Origin of the sequence: Vibrio sp. MOR3, from assembly GCF_001557775.1 — a bacterium.
GTDB lineage: Bacteria > Pseudomonadota > Gammaproteobacteria > Enterobacterales > Vibrionaceae > Vibrio > Vibrio jasicida.
The window spans coordinates 213,407-230,896 of sequence record NZ_LNRD01000009.1; the positions used below are offsets into that span (position 1 = coordinate 213,407).

Genomic DNA, 17,490 nt, shown 5'->3' on the forward strand with positions numbered 1-17,490 from the left:
TCGATCAAAATCGATTCTGGCTAATGCTCTGTATGTTAAGCGTAAAAAAGTACAACTTTTTTGCCTTTTTCTTTGACTAATTTTGATTTGGAAGATAATATTCGCGCCCTATGCAAAAGGTAAAAATACCGCGAACGGTTGATCCGGCGAAGTCCGCACAGAAACGATTAGATTACGATGGCATCATCCAAGCTAGTCTTTTCAAGCGCTTAGCGGAAACAACTGAAGGCGTAAAACGCGACGCAGAAGTCTCATTGTCATTTGATCTTGATGAACAGCGACTTGTTGTTATCTCTGGTAAAGCTAACATCGAAGTCGATTTAGAGTGTCAGCGTTGTAATGAGGTATTCACACATCAGTGTGAAGTTGAATTCCTTTACACTCCTTACTACGGTGAGAAGACGGAAGAGGAAGCACCAGAAATTTATGATTTGGTAGATCTAAATGAGTACGGTGAATTAGACCTTATACAACTAGTTGAAGATGAGTTCATCTTAACATTGCCTCAAATCGCAATGCACGACGAAGCGGATTGTAGCGTTGATTCAAATAACATGGTTTTTGGTGAGATTCCTGAAGAAATTGAGGAAGAAAAACCGAATCCATTCGACGTTTTGAAAAATCTGAAAAAGTAACTGGTGTGGTAGCCGCTTCTTCTTTAGGTTTTTAACCCAATAGTATAGGAGTAGGGTCAATGGCCGTACAGAAAAACCGTAAAACTCGTTCTAAGCGCGGTATGCGTCGTTCACACGATGCGCTAACTACAGCTGCACTATCTGTAGACGCGACTTCTGGTGAAACTCACCTACGCCACAACGTAACTGCTGAAGGTTACTACCGTGGTCAAAAGGTTATCAACAAGTAAGGTTGAACCTTTGCAAAGTATTACCGTTGCACTTGATGCAATGGGCGGGGATTTCGGTCCACGCGTAACAGTGCCTGCCGCCGTGCAGGCACTGTCTCATTTCCCAGAGCTAAAAGTGATTCTTATAGGTGATCAACCTCTGATCACGTCTCAATTATCCCAACTAGGCACCTCGACCAGTTCTCGTTTGAGCATTCTTCATAGCGAGAAAGTGATTTCAAATTCAGAAAAGCCTTCATTAGCATTACGTAACAGCCAAAACAGCTCTATGCGTATGGCTATCGATCTCGTTTCTGAAAACGGAGCAGATGCATGTGTGAGTGGTGGGAACACCGGTGCCCTTATGGCGCTCTCACGATTTATTCTTAAACTGCTTCCTGGTATTGAGCGTCCTGCTTTAGTTTCCGCATTACCAACCATCAGTGGCAAACGTACTTGGATGTTAGATCTTGGTGCAAATGTGTCGTGCGATGCTGACAGTTTATTTCAGTTTGCTGTAATGGGCAGTGCATTAGCCGAAGAGCATCTTGGCCACCCACCTCGAGTGGCGGTACTGAATATTGGTGCTGAAGAAATTAAAGGAAACGATTTAGTCAAACGCTGTGCAGAAATGCTTTCTCAAACCGACGCAATTAATTTTGTGGGTTATATTGAAGGTAATCAAATTTTGCATGACGTGGCCGATGTCATTGTTTGTGATGGCTTTGTCGGTAACGTATGCTTAAAAGCCAGCGAGGGAACAGCGCAACTCTTTATCGAAAAACTAAAAACCAGCATGATGGCATCAACGATAAAGGGATGGATTGCTAGAAAACTGTTTTCTCGGCTATTTAATGAACTAAAAACACTGAACCCCGACCAGTATAACGGCGCAAGTTTGCTAGGATTGCGCGGCATCGTCATAAAAAGCCATGGAAGTGCGGATGTATCTGCGATTGTCAATGCACTTGGCGAGGCAGTACACGAGGTCAAACGACAAGTACCAAGCCGTATTAGCGATCGTTTGGAAGCGGTTTTACTCGAGAGGCATTATTAGTCTTCATGTATAGCAAAATTTTAGGTACTGGCAGCTACCTGCCATCTCAGGTGCGTACTAACGCAGACCTAGAGAAAATGGTAGATACAAGTGACGAGTGGATCGTAGCTCGTACTGGTATTAAAGAGCGTCGAATTGCAGCTGAAGATGAAACAGTTGCAGATATGGCATTCTACGCAGCTGAAAACGCTATCGATATGGCCGGCATCGACAAAAACGATATCGACCTGATTATCGTTGCTACTACTAGCAGTAGCCATACTTTCCCTTCATCTGCGTGTCAGGTGCAAGGAAAGCTTGGCATTAAAGGTTGTCCTGCATTCGACTTAGCCGCTGCTTGTTCAGGCTTTGTATACGCATTGTCTGTTGCTGATCAACACATCAAATCTGGCATGTGCAAAAATGTGCTTGTGATTGGTGCAGACGCATTGTCGAAAACATGTGATCCAACGGATCGCTCAACTATCATCTTATTTGGTGATGCTGCGGGTGCCGTTGTCCTTGGTGCAAGCGAAGAGCCTGGTATTATCTCTACGCACGTATATTCAGACGGCCAGTTTGGCGATCTATTGAGCCTGCCTGTTCCTGAACGTGGTAAAGATGCGAACAAGTGGCTGCATATGGCTGGAAACGAAGTGTTCAAAGTAGCCGTTACTCAGCTTTCAAGGCTAGTAAAAGACACGCTTGAAGCGAACGACATGCATAAGTCTGAACTAGACTGGCTGGTTCCGCATCAAGCGAACTACCGCATCATTTCAGCGACAGCGAAGAAGCTTTCGATGTCACTAGACCAAGTCGTGATTACACTTGATAAACACGGCAACACATCAGCAGCAACCGTGCCAACAGCACTGGATGAAGCGGTACGTGATGGTCGTATTAAACGTGGTCAAACTCTGCTTCTTGAAGCGTTTGGCGGCGGATTCACTTGGGGCTCAACTCTGGTGAAGTTCTAACTTTCACAAGAATTCAAAATTTAAGATGCGCTGCGGTGCATCTTATTTCTTTTTACTTTGCTTAAAGGAAAACAACATGAGCAAGTTTGCTATCGTATTTCCAGGTCAAGGTTCACAAGCTGTAGGTATGCTTGCTGACCTAGGCGAACAATATGACGTAGTGAAACAAACATTTGCAGAAGCATCTGACGCACTAGGTTACGACCTATGGGCGCTTGTTCAAAATGGACCTGCAGAAGATCTAAACCAAACTTTCCGTACTCAGCCTGCATTACTAGCTTCATCTGTGGCTATCTGGCGTGTATGGCAAGATCTTGGTCTAGAGCAACCAGCAAACCTAGCGGGTCACAGCCTAGGTGAGTATTCAGCGCTTGTGTGTGCTGGTGTGATTGACTTTAAAGAAGCAATCAAACTGGTTGAGCTACGTGGTCGACTGATGCAAGAAGCGGTACCTGCGGGTACTGGTGCAATGTACGCGATTATCGGTTTAGATGACGAAGCCATTGCAAAAGCTTGTGAAGAAGCAGCACAAGGTGACGTCGTTTCTCCAGTAAACTTCAACTCGCCTGGTCAAGTTGTTATTGCAGGTAGCAAAGACGCAGTAGAGCGCGCCGGCGCACTATGTAAAGAAGCAGGCGCTAAACGTGCACTTCCTCTTCCAGTTTCTGTGCCTTCACACTGTGCACTAATGAAACCAGCAGCAGAGAAACTAGCCGTTGCGCTAGAGTCTATTGAATTCAATGCGCCACAGCTTCCAGTAATCAACAACGTTGATGTGGCAGCAGAAACAGATCCTGCAAAAATCAAAGATGCACTTGTTCGCCAGTTACACAGCCCAGTTCGCTGGACTGAGAGCGTGCAGCTAATGAGTGAGCAAGGCGTAGAAAATCTTCTTGAGCTTGGTCCTGGTAAAGTACTTACAGGTCTGACAAAACGTATCGTGAAAACACTAAGCGCAGCAGCTGTTAACGACGTCGCGTCGCTAGAAGCCGCTAAGTAATTTACTCACGATAAGAAAAGGGAAACACAACATGATGAATCTAGAGGGTAAAATTGCCCTAGTGACAGGCGCGAGCCGTGGCATTGGTCGTGCAATTGCTGAACTTCTTGTTGAGCGCGGTGCGACAGTTATCGGTACTGCAACGTCTGAAGGCGGCGCAGCAGCGATCAGCGAATACCTAGGTGAAAATGGCAAAGGCCTTGCACTTAACGTAACTGACGTTGAGTCAATCGAAGCGACACTAAAAAACATCAACGATGAGTTTGGTGCGATTGATATCCTAGTTAACAACGCTGGTATCACGCGTGATAACCTACTTATGCGCATGAAAGATGATGAGTGGAATGACATCATAAATACGAACCTAACGCCTATCTATCGCATGTCTAAAGCGGTTTTACGCGGCATGATGAAAAAACGTGCGGGTCGTATCATCAATGTAGGTTCAGTTGTTGGTACTATGGGTAACGCTGGTCAAACTAACTATGCTGCAGCAAAAGCGGGCGTGATTGGCTTTACTAAGTCGATGGCTCGTGAAGTTGCTTCTCGTGGCGTGACAGTCAATACAGTAGCACCTGGTTTTATTGAAACTGACATGACTAAGGCGCTAAATGATGACCAACGTGCAGCAACGTTGTCAAACGTGCCTGCAGGTCGTCTAGGTGACCCACGTGAAATTGCATCAGCAGTTGTGTTCCTTGCTTCACCTGAAGCGGCTTACATTACTGGTGAAACTTTGCATGTAAATGGTGGCATGTACATGGTTTAATGCACAGTTCGCGCAAAATAAGCTGTTTTACTTTGTGAAAAATAGCCTATAGTTGCTGTTAACTGTCATTAAGTTGTCATGCTCATGCGCAAGATTTGTGCATGATTTAAGTCAAAAATGTATTGAAATTCGGTTAAATTCGCTAATTTTGTGGTTTGACCAGCAAGGACCCCCTTGCAACTTTCAATAGTTCGAATAAACTACGGAATCATCGCATTAGGCGAAATCTGTAAAGGAAAAGAAAAATGAGCAACATCGAAGAACGCGTAAAGAAAATCATTGTTGAACAGCTAGGTGTAGACGAAGCAGAAGTTAAAAACGAAGCTTCATTTGTTGATGATCTAGGTGCTGATTCTCTAGACACTGTAGAGCTAGTTATGGCTCTAGAAGAGGAATTCGACACTGAGATTCCTGACGAAGAAGCTGAGAAAATCACTACTGTTCAAGCTGCAATCGACTACGTAAACAGCGCTCAGTAATTATCTCTCCCAGGCGGTCTCCTAGACCGCCTGTGTTCTTTCTAACTTCTTCTATCCTCTCATAGAAACATTCAATTCCCGGAGAATTATATCGTGTCCAAGCGTCGTGTAGTTGTCACTGGCATGGGTATGTTGTCACCGGTAGGCAACACAGTCGAATCATCTTGGAAAGCCCTGCTAGAAGGTCAAAGTGGTATTGTTAACATCGAACATTTCGATGCAACAAACTTCTCAACTCGTTTTGCAGGTCTTGTAAAAGATTTCGATTGCACAGAGTACATGTCTAAAAAAGATGCGCGTAAAATGGATCTATTCATCCAATACGGCATTGCTGCTGGTATCCAAGCGCTAGATGACTCTGGCTTACAAATTACCGAAGAAAACGCGGCTCGAGTTGGTGTTGCAATCGGCTCAGGTATTGGCGGCCTAGACCTTATCGAAACAGGTCATACAGCACTTGTTGATAAAGGCCCTCGCAAAGTTAGCCCATTTTTTGTTCCTTCGACCATCGTAAACATGGTTGCAGGTAACCTATCTATCATGCGTGGTCTTCGTGGTCCAAACATCGCGATCTCTACAGCATGTACTACTGGTCTTCACAACATTGGCCACGCGGCACGTATGATCGCATACGGTGACGCTGAAGCTATGGTTGCTGGTGGTGCTGAAAAAGCATCTACTCCACTAGGTATGGCTGGTTTTGGTGCAGCAAAAGCGCTTTCTACTCGCAATGACGAACCACAAAAAGCGTCTCGTCCTTGGGATAAAGGCCGTGATGGTTTCGTTCTTGGTGACGGTGCCGGTATTATGGTTCTTGAAGAGTATGAACACGCGAAAGCACGCGGCGCTAAGATTTACGCAGAGCTTGTTGGCTTTGGCATGTCTGGTGACGCTTACCACATGACTTCTCCAAGTGAAGATGGTTCAGGTGGCGCTCTAGCGATGGAAGCAGCAATGCGTGACGCAAACATCACAGGTACTCAAGTTGGTTACGTGAATGCTCACGGTACATCAACGCCTGCGGGTGACGTTGCTGAAATCAAGGGTGTGAAACGTGCTCTTGGTGAAGAAGGCTCTAAGCAAGTACTTGTCTCTTCGACTAAATCGATGACTGGTCACCTACTAGGTGCTGCAGGTTCGGTTGAAGCTATTATTACGGTTCTATCGCTGGTTGACCAAATTGTTCCACCAACGATCAACCTTGATGATCCAGAAGAAGGCTTAGATATCGACCTTGTGCCGCACACAGCGCGTAAAGTTGATATGGAATACGCTATCTGTAATTCGTTCGGCTTCGGCGGAACAAACGGTTCGCTTGTATTCAAAAAATTTGCTGAGTAAAAATCTCTAACACTGTTTAGAGACACGAAACTTGTATTCTAACGGCTCGATGCTTAGCATTGAGCCGTTTTGTTTTATTTGGCGCTCACAAAGCAAGGGTATTTGAATGTTCTGGGTAAATGGACTTCCACAAACGCACGTTTCAGTTAGCGATCGTTCTTTTCAGTATGGCGATGGTTGCTTCACCACTATTTTGACTAAAAAAGGTGAACTGGTTTATTGGCCAGAACATATCGAGCGGCTGGAGGCGTGCTTAAAAACATTACAAATACCTTCTCCAAATTGGTGCACTGTCCATGAATGGGCTACCCAAGCTATTTTGAAAGATGAATTGGCAGGTATCAAAATTCACATCAGCCGTGGTGAAGGTGGGCGAGGGTACAGTCCAAGTGGCATTGAGGGACCTACGGTCAGTGTCTCTAACTTTGCGTTTCCTTCTCGTTATCCTTTTTGGCAAAAAAATGGTGTCCACTTAGGGGTCTGTGAAACCCGCCTTGGTATTCAACCGCTTCTGGCCGGACATAAGCATAATAACCGAATAGAACAAGTTCTCGCCAAAGCAGAAATAGAGGGCTCTGAATTTACCGATGCTGTGACGTTAAATGTGCAAAATCATGTCATTGAAACTACAATGGCAAACCTTTTTTGGGTTAAAGATAATAGTGTGTTTACACCGGATTTGAGTTTATCTGGTGTCGCTGGCGTCCAGCGCCGTAAAGTTCTGGAATATTTAGATGTTATTGGTATTAAAGTGGCAGTAAGTACTTATTCGCTTGCCGAGCTGCTTGAGGCCGATGAGATCTGGGTGTGTAACTCTCTATTAGGTGTTGCTCCTGTTAGGAGTATTACGTCGCAAAACAATAAGACTCTATTTCCAATTGGAAAATTGACACAACGACTTCAAGGGAATCTAAATACGTGATTAAAAAACTGTTTGCTTTTGTTGTACTGATTGCCGTTATTGGTGCAGCTGGTGTTTTTTACGTTGTTTCACAGACTAAGCAATATGTTAACTCGCCAATTCTTATAGAGCAGCCTCAGCTGTTTACCGTAGAAAATGGCACCAGCTTTCACCGAGTGATGCGTGATCTTGTAAAAGACGACATCATAGAAGCTGCTGATTACATTCGTTTAATGCCCCACCTTTACCCAGAGCTTCTTCAGGTGCGAGCAGGCACTTACCAACTTGAGCCTAGTGTGTCGTTGTACGAAACTCTCGAACAACTTAATACTGGCAAAGAGCATCAATTTGCGATTACGTTTGTTGAGGGGAGCCGTTTTTCTGAGTGGGTCGAACAACTGAGTGCTGCGCCATATGTTAAGCATGATATGACAGATTTATCTGAAAAACAGATGGCGGAAAAATTGGGTATTAAACGAGATAAGCTAGAAGGTTTGTTTTTAGCAGAGACGTATCACTACACTGCGGGCGCAAGTGAAAGTCAAATTCTGAAGCGTGCTCATGATAAGTTGAATGCTATTTTGGATGCTCACTGGGGACAACGCCAAGAAAAACTGCCAATCAAAGATAAATATGAAGCATTGATCTTAGCGTCTATCATCGAGAAAGAGACGGCGATTGATTCTGAGCGTGAACGTGTAGCTTCTGTGTTTGTAAACCGTTTGAATAAACGTATGCGCCTACAAACTGACCCGACGGTTATCTATGGTATGGGCGATGCGTATGATGGCAACATCCGGAAGAAAGACTTACGAACACCAACGCCGTACAACACTTACACGATTAATGGCTTGCCGCCAACACCAATTGCCATGGCTGGTGAAGCATCGATTGAAGCGGCTTTAAACCCAGAAAACAGCAACTATCTATATTTCGTAGCAAGTGGAAAGGGCGGACATGTATTTTCGAAATCCCTTGCTGAGCACAATCGTGCTGTACGTGCCTATTTAAGAGAACTAAGAAAGAACAAATGATGAAAGCAAACTTTATTGTCGTTGAGGGCCTAGAAGGCGCGGGTAAAAGCACTGCCATTAAAACAGTTTTAGATACGCTAAAGATGGCGGGTATCGAAAACATTGTTAATACTCGTGAACCTGGTGGCACACCGCTAGCAGAAAAAATGCGTGCGCTTGTAAAAGAAGAGCATGAGGGTGAAGACCTAAAAGACATGACCGAACTGCTTTTGCTTTACGCAGCGCGTGTTCAGCTAGTCGAAAACGTCATCAAGCCAGCTCTAGCAAACGAACAGTGGGTGGTGGGCGATCGTCATGATTTGTCCTCTCAGGCTTACCAAGGTGGTGGTCGTCAAATCGATGCATCTCTTATGAAGAACCTACGTGATACCACGTTAGGTGAGTTCAAGCCTGCATTCACACTGTACATGGATATCGATCCGCGAGTCGGTCTTGAGCGTGCTCGTGGTCGTGGCGAACTTGATCGTATTGAAAAGATGGATATCAGCTTCTTTGAGCGTACTCGTGAGCGTTATTTAGAGCTGGCGAATGCAGACGACTCTATTGTTATTATCAACGCACAACAGACGATTGAAGAAGTGTCACGAGACATCAAAGCCGCTCTTAATGAGTGGTTAGAGCAACAATAAGTGATATCTGGATTGAGGTGATTCATGTTGAATGATTTTCCATGGTTACAGCCAGTTTGGGATAACCTAAAAACGAGCCTAGATTCCGAACGGGTTCCCGGCGCTTTGATGCTGCAAAGTGAGAAAGGTTTGGCCGTGGATAAGCTCGTGGAAGTTTTCAGTCATGCTTTGTTGTGCCAAAACTACGCCAGCGAAGCTTGTGGTTTTTGCCATAGCTGTCAGTTGGTGAAGTCTCAAAGCCATCCCGATTTACACTGGATAAGGCCAGAGAAAGAAGGCAAAGCTATTACGGTTGATCAGATTCGCGCCTGTAATCGTCTTGCTCATGAGTCTTCTCAATTGAATGGCTATCGTGTGTTTATTATCGAGCCTGCGGATGCAATGAATGAGTCTGCATCTAATGCTTTGTTAAAAACACTCGAAGAACCAGGACACAAATGCTTGTTCTTACTTGTCACGCACAATCAAGAGCGATTACTGCCAACGATTCAAAGTCGTTGTCAGCAGTGGGTGGTGGCATCCCCTTCGACTGAACAGGCAATGAACTGGATTAAAGAGCAAGGCGAGTCAAATGTGCCTGCTTATGCGCTGAAGTTGAATATGGGGTCTCCAATAAAAACCCTAGAAGCTGTGAAAAGTGGCGAGTTAGATGAATATCAAACGTTTGAACGCTGTTTTATCGACACGCTATCTTCGCCGATATCGGATGTTTTTCAGTGCGCGACTATGATTGCGAAGAACCCTGATAAAGCGTTGGGCTGGGCATGGTATTTATTAACAGATGCGCAGAAGGCTCAGTTTGGCGTTGTCGAGGTGGATCAACTGCCTGGCGCGACGAAGTTCCCAACAAATAATTATGATGGGTTGTACCTATCAACGAAAAAGCTCCTTGAGCTTAAAGCACAGGTCCAGAATTTTCCGGGTTTGAACCTTGAACTACTATCAATGAACTGGTTAATTGAATCACGAGAGGCATTATGTTCGTAGATTCGCATTGTCATTTAGACAAGTTGAATTACGACGATCTTCATATCAATGTTGAAGACGTTATTAACAAAGCAAAACAAGCTAACGTAACCGAACTTCTATCGGTCGGTGTGACGTTGGACTCTTTCCCTAAGATGTTAGAGCTGATCACGCCTTACGATAATGTATACGCGTCTTGTGGTGTGCACCCACTTGATGTGGAAAGTGCATTTTCACTAGAGACGCTGCATCGTCATGCTTCTCACGAGAAAGTCGTGGCGATTGGTGAAACGGGGTTAGATTATCATTACAAACCAGAGACAGCGGGACTGCAAAAAGAGCGTTTTGAGCAGCAAGTTGAATTAGCGGTAGAACTAAATAAACCACTCATCATTCATACTCGTAACGCTCGTGAAGATACATTAGAAATTCTACGTAAAGGTGGAGCGGATAAATGTGGTGGTGTGATTCATTGTTTTACGGAAGATCTGCCATTTGCAGAAGCTGCGTTGGATTTGGGGTTCTACATCTCAATTTCGGGTATTGTGACTTTCCGTCAAGCGACAGAATTGAAGGAAGTAGTGAAAGCATTACCGCTAGAAAAGCTACTTATTGAGACGGACTCACCGTATTTAGCTCCCGTGCCACATCGTGGAAAAGAGAACCAACCCGCTTACGTAGTCGAAGTTGCAGCCTATATCGCACAGCTAAAAGGATGCTCGCTAACAGAGGTAGGGCAAAAAACCACCGAAAACTTCCGAAATCTTTTTTTGCGATGAAAAATCAATAAGCGTAGTAAAAAAGGGGCAATAGCCCCTTTTTTGTTTAGAAATACGCCAAAAAGATCATTTAGTTTAATGTTTACTAAATTTGTTGATTTAACCGCATTCAAATCCCTCAAATGTAATTTTGTTACTAAAAATAACATCAGTCTTTATTTTATTTACGCCTTAAAATTAATTCTGTTGATAATAAAGTCTTTATAAAACAGTAATATAAGTTTAATGCAAACCTTTTCATTAGCGCTTTTTCGGTGTGATCTGAGACTTGTTTTGAAACTAAATTTCGTAACTGTGTGGAAAGTTTGAGGGCCATCAATATATATTTAGAGCCGGAAAATATAATGCAACGTGTGGTTACATTTTCATTGGGTGCTAACATTGAGGCTACGGGGGTGTGCCGTTAGTGCCCAAATAATACTTATAATTTATCAGGAGCATAAACATGTTTAAGAACCTTTTTGCAAACCTGCAAAAAGTTGGTAAAGCTCTGATGCTACCAGTATCAGTTTTGCCAGTCGCAGGTATTCTACTAGGTGTTGGTGCTGCCCACCTTAGCTTCATTCCAGAGATCGTTTCGAATCTTATGGAACAAGCTGGTGGTTCAGTATTCGGCCAAATGGCACTTCTATTTGCTGTTGGTGTAGCACTTGGCTTCACAAACAACGACGGTGTAGCAGGTCTTGCTGCTATTGTTGGTTACGGCATTATGACAGCAACGCTTGGCGTTATGGCTGGCATCATGGGCGTTGAAAAAATCGATACAGGCGTACTAGGTGGTATCCTTGTCGGTGGTGTTGCTGCTTGGGCATTCAACCGTTTCTTCAAAATTCAACTTCCAGAGTACCTTGGTTTCTTCGCTGGTAAGCGTGCAGTGCCAATCATCACTGGTTTTGCTGCGATTTTCCTTGCGGTAGTACTTTCTTTCGTATGGCCACCAATCGGCGGTGCAATCTCTGCATTCTCTGACTGGGCTGCACATCAGAACCCACAACTAGCATTCGGTATTTACGGTGTTGTTGAACGTTCTCTAATCCCATTCGGTCTACACCACGTATGGAACGTACCATTCTTCTTCGAAGCTGGTACTTGTGTGAACGCTGCGGGCGAAACTCAAAACGGCGTACTAACTTGTTACCTAGTTGCTGATGAAGCATCTCGTGCTGCTGGTAATGGCTTCGGTCAGCTAGCGGGTGGTTACATGTTCAAGATGTTTGGTCTACCAGCTGCAGCAATCGCAATTGCTCACTGTGCTAAACCTGAAAACCGTGCGAAAGTAATGGGTATCATGGCATCTGCTGCGTTGACTTCATTCCTAACAGGTATTACTGAGCCAATCGAATTCTCATTCCTATTCGTTGCTCCACTACTATACGGTATCCACGCTCTACTAGCTGGTTCTGCATACGTTGTTGCTAATACTCTAGGTTTCGTACACGGTACATCATTCTCACACGGTCTGATCGACTTCCTAGTTCTATCTGGCCACGCTCAGAAGATGGGTCTGATGGTTGCTGTTGGTCTAGTTTACGCGGTCATTTACTACGTAGTATTCCGCACAGTAATCACTGCTCTTGACCTAAAAACTCCTGGTCGTGAAGATGAAACAGAAACTGCTGCGGTTGCGACTGGTTCAGACATGGCTGGTGAGCTTGTTGCTGCATTCGGCGGTAAAGCTAACATCACAGGTCTAGACGCATGTATCACTCGTCTACGTGTAGCAGTTGCTGATACAGCAGCCGTTGACCAAGACAAGCTAAAACAACTTGGCGCTGCTGGTGTTGTAGTTGTTGCAGGTGGTGTACAGGCTATCTTCGGTACTAAGTCTGACAACCTGAAAACAGAAATGGATGAGTGGATTCGTAACCACGGCTAATCTCAGTCATTCATAAAAAAGGAGGCTTCGGCCTCCTTTTTTGATCTGTAAATTTTGGTCTACCTTTTTCTTTTCTATTGTTACTGTTTTCTCTCTTAGTCACAGTGCGTGATCTTCTTCTCAGCCTTACCTTTGTAGCTTTATTCGTACGTCATCCTTACTCGTTACTGACAAAATAAAATGGTGTTATGTTTGAATTATGCACGCTGTTTTTTAGAGGGGGAGATGTTGATGAAAAAACTAATTTTGTTGGCAGCAGCTGCATTGCCAAGCGCCGTAATGGCTGCAGATGGACCAAAGAATTTTTCTGTGGGTATGGCTGTTGATCAGCAGTTGAGTGTCGTGATTGAAATTGAAGATAAGTATCGCGGCATCATTGGTAATGATGGGATGGCGTTTGACTACATTGCGAAGCGCGGGACGTTCGATCAAAGCATGCCACTGACCTGGTACGTCGGTATTGGTGGTTGGTATGAGTGGGATGATGAATTTGGTGTCCGTGTTCCATTGGGTTTGAACTGGGACTTATCTAAAGGTTGGGACCTCTACGCTCAAATTCACCCAGAACTTGAGCTTTATAAAGGACCTGACCTACAAATCGGTGGGGCACTTGGTATCAAGTATAATTTCTAACAGACACAAAAATGCCGGCTTTGTCGCCGGCACTTTATTTTTTAACTTCTAATTATGATTATTGCTTGTTCATCGCACGTTTGATGCAAATTGCGGCTCCGCCCCAAGTAATACCCAGACCGATAATCATCATGATGATTGCACTTGTCGTCATTACGCTTTCTCCTTGCTCATTACGTTAATTAATACACCAAACACGAATAGCGCAGCAATCATTGCCCAACCTAGGGTTAGGTCGTAGCCACCGTAGCCTTCTGTTAGAAGCGCGTACAGTTTTGTTGCCAAGATAATCGCTAGCATGATAGGCGTCACGAAACGTAGACAGATTTCAAACCATTGACCGATAGAGAAGTCAGAGCGTTCATTAACGTAATTGCGAACTTCTGGCACTTGTTTCAATAACCAAGCCATCAGAACGATTTCTACAAGGCCGCCAACCATAATACCAACGTTGTTTGCGAAGTGGTCGACAAGGTCAAGTAGAAGCAGTCCGCCGTTGGTCGCGAATGCCATCGAGACAACAAATCCCGCACCAATTACGACGTTAGCGGCTTTTTTACGACTCCATTTTAGCTTGTCGATAACCGCTGAAGTGACTGCCTCCATGATCGAAATGTGCGAGCTTAAACCAGCAACAACCAAAGCAAAGAAGAACAGCGGGCCAAGAATGTATGGTGCTGGTAATAAGTTAATTGCCGCAGGTAATGTCACAAATGCCAATCCAACACCTGCAGATACAACTTCAGTGAGTGGTTTGCCTTGCTCTTGCGCCATATAACCCAACACCGAGAAAATCATGATACCCGATAGAATTGAGAAGCCACAGTTGATCAATACCGTCATAAAGGCGTTATTGGTGATGTCCGATTTCTCTGGTAGGTAGCTTGAGTACGCCAGCATGATCGCAAAGCCAATGCTCAACGTGAAGAAGATTTGACCATAAGCCGCAGCCCATACCTTCACATCCCAAATTTTGCTGAAATCAGGCTCGAACATGTAGTTCACACCATCTAGCGCACCAGGTAGGAAAATCATGCGGCCAATCAAGAAGATCACCATAACAAACAAAATAGGCATCATGATCTTAGAAGCGCGTTCAATACCCGATTTAACACCGCTCACAATGGCTGTGTAGGTAATCGCCCAAGCAATCAACATAGATACTGCGATCTTCCATTGAATACTGCCTAAATCCGTTGGTGAATTATCACCAAGCTTTAGGTATTCACTAAAGAAGAATGCATTCGTATCTGAGCCCCAACTTTGAGTAAACGACATACCAAAATAAGAAATTGCCCAACCAATAACGGCAACGTAATAGACTGCGATAACTGCAGCAACACCCACCTGAAACCAACCTAACCACTCAAACTTAGAGTGGATCTTCGCGAGTGTTTTTGGCGCAGAACCACGGTACTTTTGACCCATACTGAACTCTAGGATCATGAATGGAATACCTGCTGTGATCATGGCGAAAAGGTAAGGAATAAAAAAGGCACCGCCACCATTCTCATAAGCCATATAAGGGAAACGCCAGATGTTACCCAAACCGATGGCTGAACCGACTGCGGCTAAAATGAATCCCGCACGGGATCCCCATTGTTCTCGCTTCATATTTGACTCCTGTACAACTCCCTAAGGAATGAAGCTCTTTCAGGCATTATGAAAAAAACCAGTAGAAGAAAGGACAACTGTTATCCATCAGTTTTTGTCCTTAATTCCGAATTGTTACAAAATTCTGGTGTTTTACTTTGCAATGCCTGCAAAGAATTAGAATTAAATGCTTAGTATTTTGATGTGTGTTTGTAAAAGCTGAAATATTCTTCTGCTTTCTGTAGTTAGACTAACTTTTTACATTATTTAGCGCAATAGATTCTAAATGTTAATGGCAGGATTTTATGTGGTTTAAATATTGTTAAATGGTGTTTTTGTAGGGCATACGATCGGTAACTAGTGGTTATTTTTGAAATAAATATCTAATTTATCAATGTGATCTTGGTCTAATAAACTGTTTTTGTTTTATAGGGTGTCTGTCTGTATTGATGACACCCTATAGAAGATATTACGTTAAAACGACGTGTTAGAAGCGGAAGGTAAAACCAATATTTGACTGGAATTGGTTCATCCAATCGGTTTCAAACTTGATAATACAAGATGAACCGTCAGTCGGTAGGACGCAGGCTCCTGATGTGTCGTTATCGACAACAGTGCCCAACCAACGGATCTGAGCTGTCATCGCAAAGGTTTTCGAGAATTCGTATTCAAGACCGGCGAAAGCACTGCCAGAAAACCCGTATTTGTCATTAACCCAATCAACATCGGCATAAGAGGCTCCTAATCCCAAGCCAACATAGGTTTGCCATCCTTGAGAAAGAGGGTAGTAAATACTGCTTTGAAATTGGAGATAGTGAATATCTGCGGAATTATTGATGTCTTGTAGTTCTGAGGATTGGTTTGAATAGAAAAAACCAATACGACCCATCTCGAAAGGTGTTTCTACGGATATCGCATAATTGATGGAAGGGTCTAAATCGTAGGTGCGGCTGTTTTCATCCTCTACTTTTCCGCCCCCTGTAAAGCCGACGTAGGGAGTAACGATAACGTTTGCTTGAGCAGCCATAGAACTGCTCAATAAGATACTCCCAACTAGCCAGCCAATTTTATAGTTCATTTGCTATCTCCTTATTATGACTAAGCTAATTGTGATGCCTTAGTCAAAATCGTGCGACTAAATTAGGCAATTCTTGAACATAATTCACACTGGTGTTATTAATTTGTTACAACTAAAGGAGGTGTCTATGGAACACGATCTAAAATCCGCCCTACTCATTGTCGTCACGGTGTTCGCAGTTTTACTGTCTTTTGGCATTATTGCGATTACTACGGCTTAACTAACATACTGGCATCACGCCTATGATACGTAACAGCGGTATAATCACCGACAGCCATGCAGAGCTTGATGTAGATGTTTACGAGCGCTTTAGAAATGGCAAAACTGCCCTTGTCGCACAAGGTGGAGGGCAGAGAGGGATTTTTACCGCTGGTGTATTGGATGCATTTCTTCTTTCCAATTTCGACCCGTTTGATGAGTTCTATGGAACTTCAGCCGGCGCGCTTAACCTCTGTGCTTATCTCTGCCGACAACACGGAATGGGGAAAGCTTTCATTACTGACCTCACGACATCTGACGAATTCTTCAATCTCTTCCGCTACATCCGTAAAAAGCAGTATTTGGGGCTAGAATGGGCCTTAGAGCGGATTCAGGATTACCCTTACAAACTTGACTTAGATATGGGTAAAAGTGTGTTAGGAGCCCGTAACGCCTTCGCAGCGGTTACTAACGCCGACACTCTCTCAGATCAATACCTGCCGATTTTGAGCCAAAATTGGGTTAATACCATGGTAGCGACGTGCGCCATACCAAAATTGTACCAAAGCCCCGTGAGTATTAATGGTCAGCAGTTTGTGGATGGAGGTGTATCTGCGTCTATCCCAGTGCAAGAAGCATGGCGACAAAATGCACGTAATATTATTGTGATTCGTACCGAGCCTTTTTCTGAATCAGAAGCTAAAGCGCAAAGTGAGATTGGTGATGGTGGCGTTGAGTGGTATCGAGAATCTATTAATTCAGTACAAGAATCTTGGCAACAAAAAGTTACTCAATGGAAAGATGATTGGAGTGACTTCCTTCAACAAAAAATCAATGTCGCTCATGACTCTAAGTTAACTGGCCACAAACTGCTGAATGGCGGACGTTGGTTGTTTGGGGCGGACAATTTGTATCGTTTGAGTCATTTGATCGGGGAGAACTTCGACTCTGGGCTGGCAGATATGTTGATGATTCACTATCAAACGTTCGAACTGACACAAGCTTTCTTGTCTGCACCACCGGATGATACCTTTATCCTCCAGTTGGCTCCTAAAGAAGAACTCCAATCCTCTTCTCTACTTAGTGACCCAGAAGCGCTAGAGCATGACTACCAACTCGGACTACAAGCGGGTTTTAACCTAATTCAGCTCTATGATAAGTTAAACGTAGATGGCCGAGAGACCGCTTAGGTTTGAATCCGTAATTAGATAAAAGAAAAGGCTCCAGTTGGCTGTCTCTTATACACAAATCCCCAAGCTTGTAGCTTGGGGATTTTTTTTGAACTCTTTCAAGTGTGTGTGATCTGATCACTTAGTAATCCTTACTGAAACACTAAGATGACACACTCAGACGCTAA

20 protein-coding genes are annotated in these 17,490 nt (G+C 44.0%); 17 read left to right on the forward strand and 3 right to left on the reverse strand.

Annotation, left to right across the window (positions count from 1 at the left end):
• Window positions 1–110 precede the first annotated feature (110 nt).
• The 15 genes from yceD to ATB76_RS17890 all read left to right on the forward strand — a co-directional run bounded on the left by yceD (window position 111) and on the right by ATB76_RS17890 (window position 13,264).
• On the forward strand, window positions 111–635 hold the full coding sequence (yceD, locus tag ATB76_RS17820; protein ID WP_038869444.1) for a 23S rRNA accumulation protein YceD: 525 nt from the start codon (window positions 111–113) through the stop codon (window positions 633–635).
• A 59-nt stretch (window positions 636–694) separates the two neighbouring features.
• Entirely contained in the window at window positions 695–865 is a 171-nt protein-coding gene (gene rpmF, locus ATB76_RS17825; RefSeq protein ID WP_005396978.1) for a 50S ribosomal protein L32, read from the forward strand.
• A gap of 10 nt (window positions 866–875) precedes the next feature.
• Window positions 876–1,901: a phosphate acyltransferase PlsX gene (plsX, locus tag ATB76_RS17830; protein WP_038869447.1), complete on the forward strand. Its 1,026-nt coding sequence runs from the start codon at window positions 876–878 to the stop codon at window positions 1,899–1,901.
• A gap of 5 nt (window positions 1,902–1,906) precedes the next feature.
• Window positions 1,907–2,857: a beta-ketoacyl-ACP synthase III gene (locus ATB76_RS17835; RefSeq protein WP_061035831.1), complete on the forward strand. Its 951-nt coding sequence runs from the start codon at window positions 1,907–1,909 to the stop codon at window positions 2,855–2,857.
• Window positions 2,858–2,933: 76 nt separating this feature from the next.
• Entirely contained in the window at window positions 2,934–3,857 is a 924-nt protein-coding gene (gene fabD, locus ATB76_RS17840; protein ID WP_061035832.1) for an ACP S-malonyltransferase, read from the forward strand.
• Between the two features lie 34 nt (window positions 3,858–3,891).
• On the forward strand, window positions 3,892–4,626 hold the full coding sequence (fabG, locus tag ATB76_RS17845) for a 3-oxoacyl-ACP reductase FabG (RefSeq protein WP_026000247.1): 735 nt from the start codon (window positions 3,892–3,894) through the stop codon (window positions 4,624–4,626).
• Between the two features lie 245 nt (window positions 4,627–4,871).
• Complete coding sequence (gene acpP / locus ATB76_RS17850) at window positions 4,872–5,105, forward strand: acyl carrier protein (protein WP_004406112.1); 234 nt, start codon at window positions 4,872–4,874, stop codon at window positions 5,103–5,105.
• A 93-nt stretch (window positions 5,106–5,198) separates the two neighbouring features.
• Window positions 5,199–6,446, forward strand: coding sequence for a beta-ketoacyl-ACP synthase II (fabF, locus tag ATB76_RS17855; RefSeq protein ID WP_038869452.1), 1,248 nt, complete (start codon window positions 5,199–5,201; stop codon window positions 6,444–6,446).
• Window positions 6,447–6,552: 106 nt separating this feature from the next.
• A complete protein-coding gene (pabC, locus tag ATB76_RS17860) occupies window positions 6,553–7,368 on the forward strand; it encodes an aminodeoxychorismate lyase (RefSeq protein ID WP_061035833.1) in 816 nt (271 codons plus the stop codon).
• Window positions 7,365–8,381: an endolytic transglycosylase MltG gene (mltG, locus tag ATB76_RS17865; protein WP_038881630.1), complete on the forward strand. Its 1,017-nt coding sequence runs from the start codon at window positions 7,365–7,367 to the stop codon at window positions 8,379–8,381. Before pabC ends, mltG begins: the two co-directional genes overlap by 4 nt.
• Window positions 8,378–9,010, forward strand: a complete 633-nt coding sequence (tmk, locus tag ATB76_RS17870; protein ID WP_038869457.1) for a dTMP kinase — start codon at window positions 8,378–8,380, stop codon at window positions 9,008–9,010. The genes mltG and tmk overlap by 4 nt, the downstream gene beginning before the upstream one ends.
• Window positions 9,011–9,034: 24 nt before the next feature.
• Window positions 9,035–9,997 (forward strand): DNA polymerase III subunit delta', encoded by a 963-nt coding sequence (locus ATB76_RS17875; RefSeq protein ID WP_038869460.1) that lies wholly within the window; start codon window positions 9,035–9,037, stop codon window positions 9,995–9,997.
• Complete coding sequence (locus ATB76_RS17880; protein ID WP_061035834.1) at window positions 9,988–10,755, forward strand: YchF/TatD family DNA exonuclease; 768 nt, start codon at window positions 9,988–9,990, stop codon at window positions 10,753–10,755. The genes ATB76_RS17875 and ATB76_RS17880 overlap by 10 nt, the downstream gene beginning before the upstream one ends.
• Before the next feature lie 445 nt (window positions 10,756–11,200).
• Complete coding sequence (gene ptsG, locus ATB76_RS17885; RefSeq protein WP_038869464.1) at window positions 11,201–12,631, forward strand: PTS glucose transporter subunit IIBC; 1,431 nt, start codon at window positions 11,201–11,203, stop codon at window positions 12,629–12,631.
• Between the two features lie 231 nt (window positions 12,632–12,862).
• Window positions 12,863–13,264, forward strand: a complete 402-nt coding sequence (locus ATB76_RS17890; RefSeq protein WP_038869518.1) for a hypothetical protein — start codon at window positions 12,863–12,865, stop codon at window positions 13,262–13,264.
• Window positions 13,265–13,322: 58 nt separating this feature from the next.
• Here ATB76_RS17890 and ATB76_RS28240 read toward each other — a convergent pair whose 3' ends face one another.
• The 3 genes from ATB76_RS28240 to ATB76_RS17900 form a co-directional block, all read right to left on the reverse strand.
• Entirely contained in the window at window positions 13,323–13,418 is a 96-nt protein-coding gene (locus ATB76_RS28240) for a MetS family NSS transporter small subunit (RefSeq protein WP_095760653.1), read from the reverse strand.
• Window positions 13,418–14,878 carry a sodium-dependent transporter gene (locus tag ATB76_RS17895; protein ID WP_038869467.1) on the reverse strand — a complete coding sequence of 487 codons (1,461 nt, stop codon included), beginning with the start codon at window positions 14,876–14,878 and terminating at the stop codon, window positions 13,418–13,420. Before ATB76_RS17895 ends, ATB76_RS28240 begins: the two co-directional genes overlap by 1 nt.
• 466 nt (window positions 14,879–15,344) lie before the next feature.
• A complete protein-coding gene (locus tag ATB76_RS17900; RefSeq protein ID WP_038881634.1) occupies window positions 15,345–15,935 on the reverse strand; it encodes an outer membrane beta-barrel protein in 591 nt (196 codons plus the stop codon).
• A gap of 127 nt (window positions 15,936–16,062) precedes the next feature.
• Here ATB76_RS17900 and ATB76_RS28245 point away from each other — a divergent pair, with 127 nt between their 5' ends.
• A complete protein-coding gene (locus ATB76_RS28245; protein ID WP_005444835.1) occupies window positions 16,063–16,155 on the forward strand; it encodes a YnhF family membrane protein in 93 nt (30 codons plus the stop codon).
• 22 nt (window positions 16,156–16,177) lie between these two features.
• A complete protein-coding gene (locus tag ATB76_RS17905) occupies window positions 16,178–17,323 on the forward strand; it encodes a patatin-like phospholipase family protein (protein WP_061035835.1) in 1,146 nt (381 codons plus the stop codon).
• The last annotated feature ends 167 nt before the right edge of the window (window positions 17,324–17,490 follow it).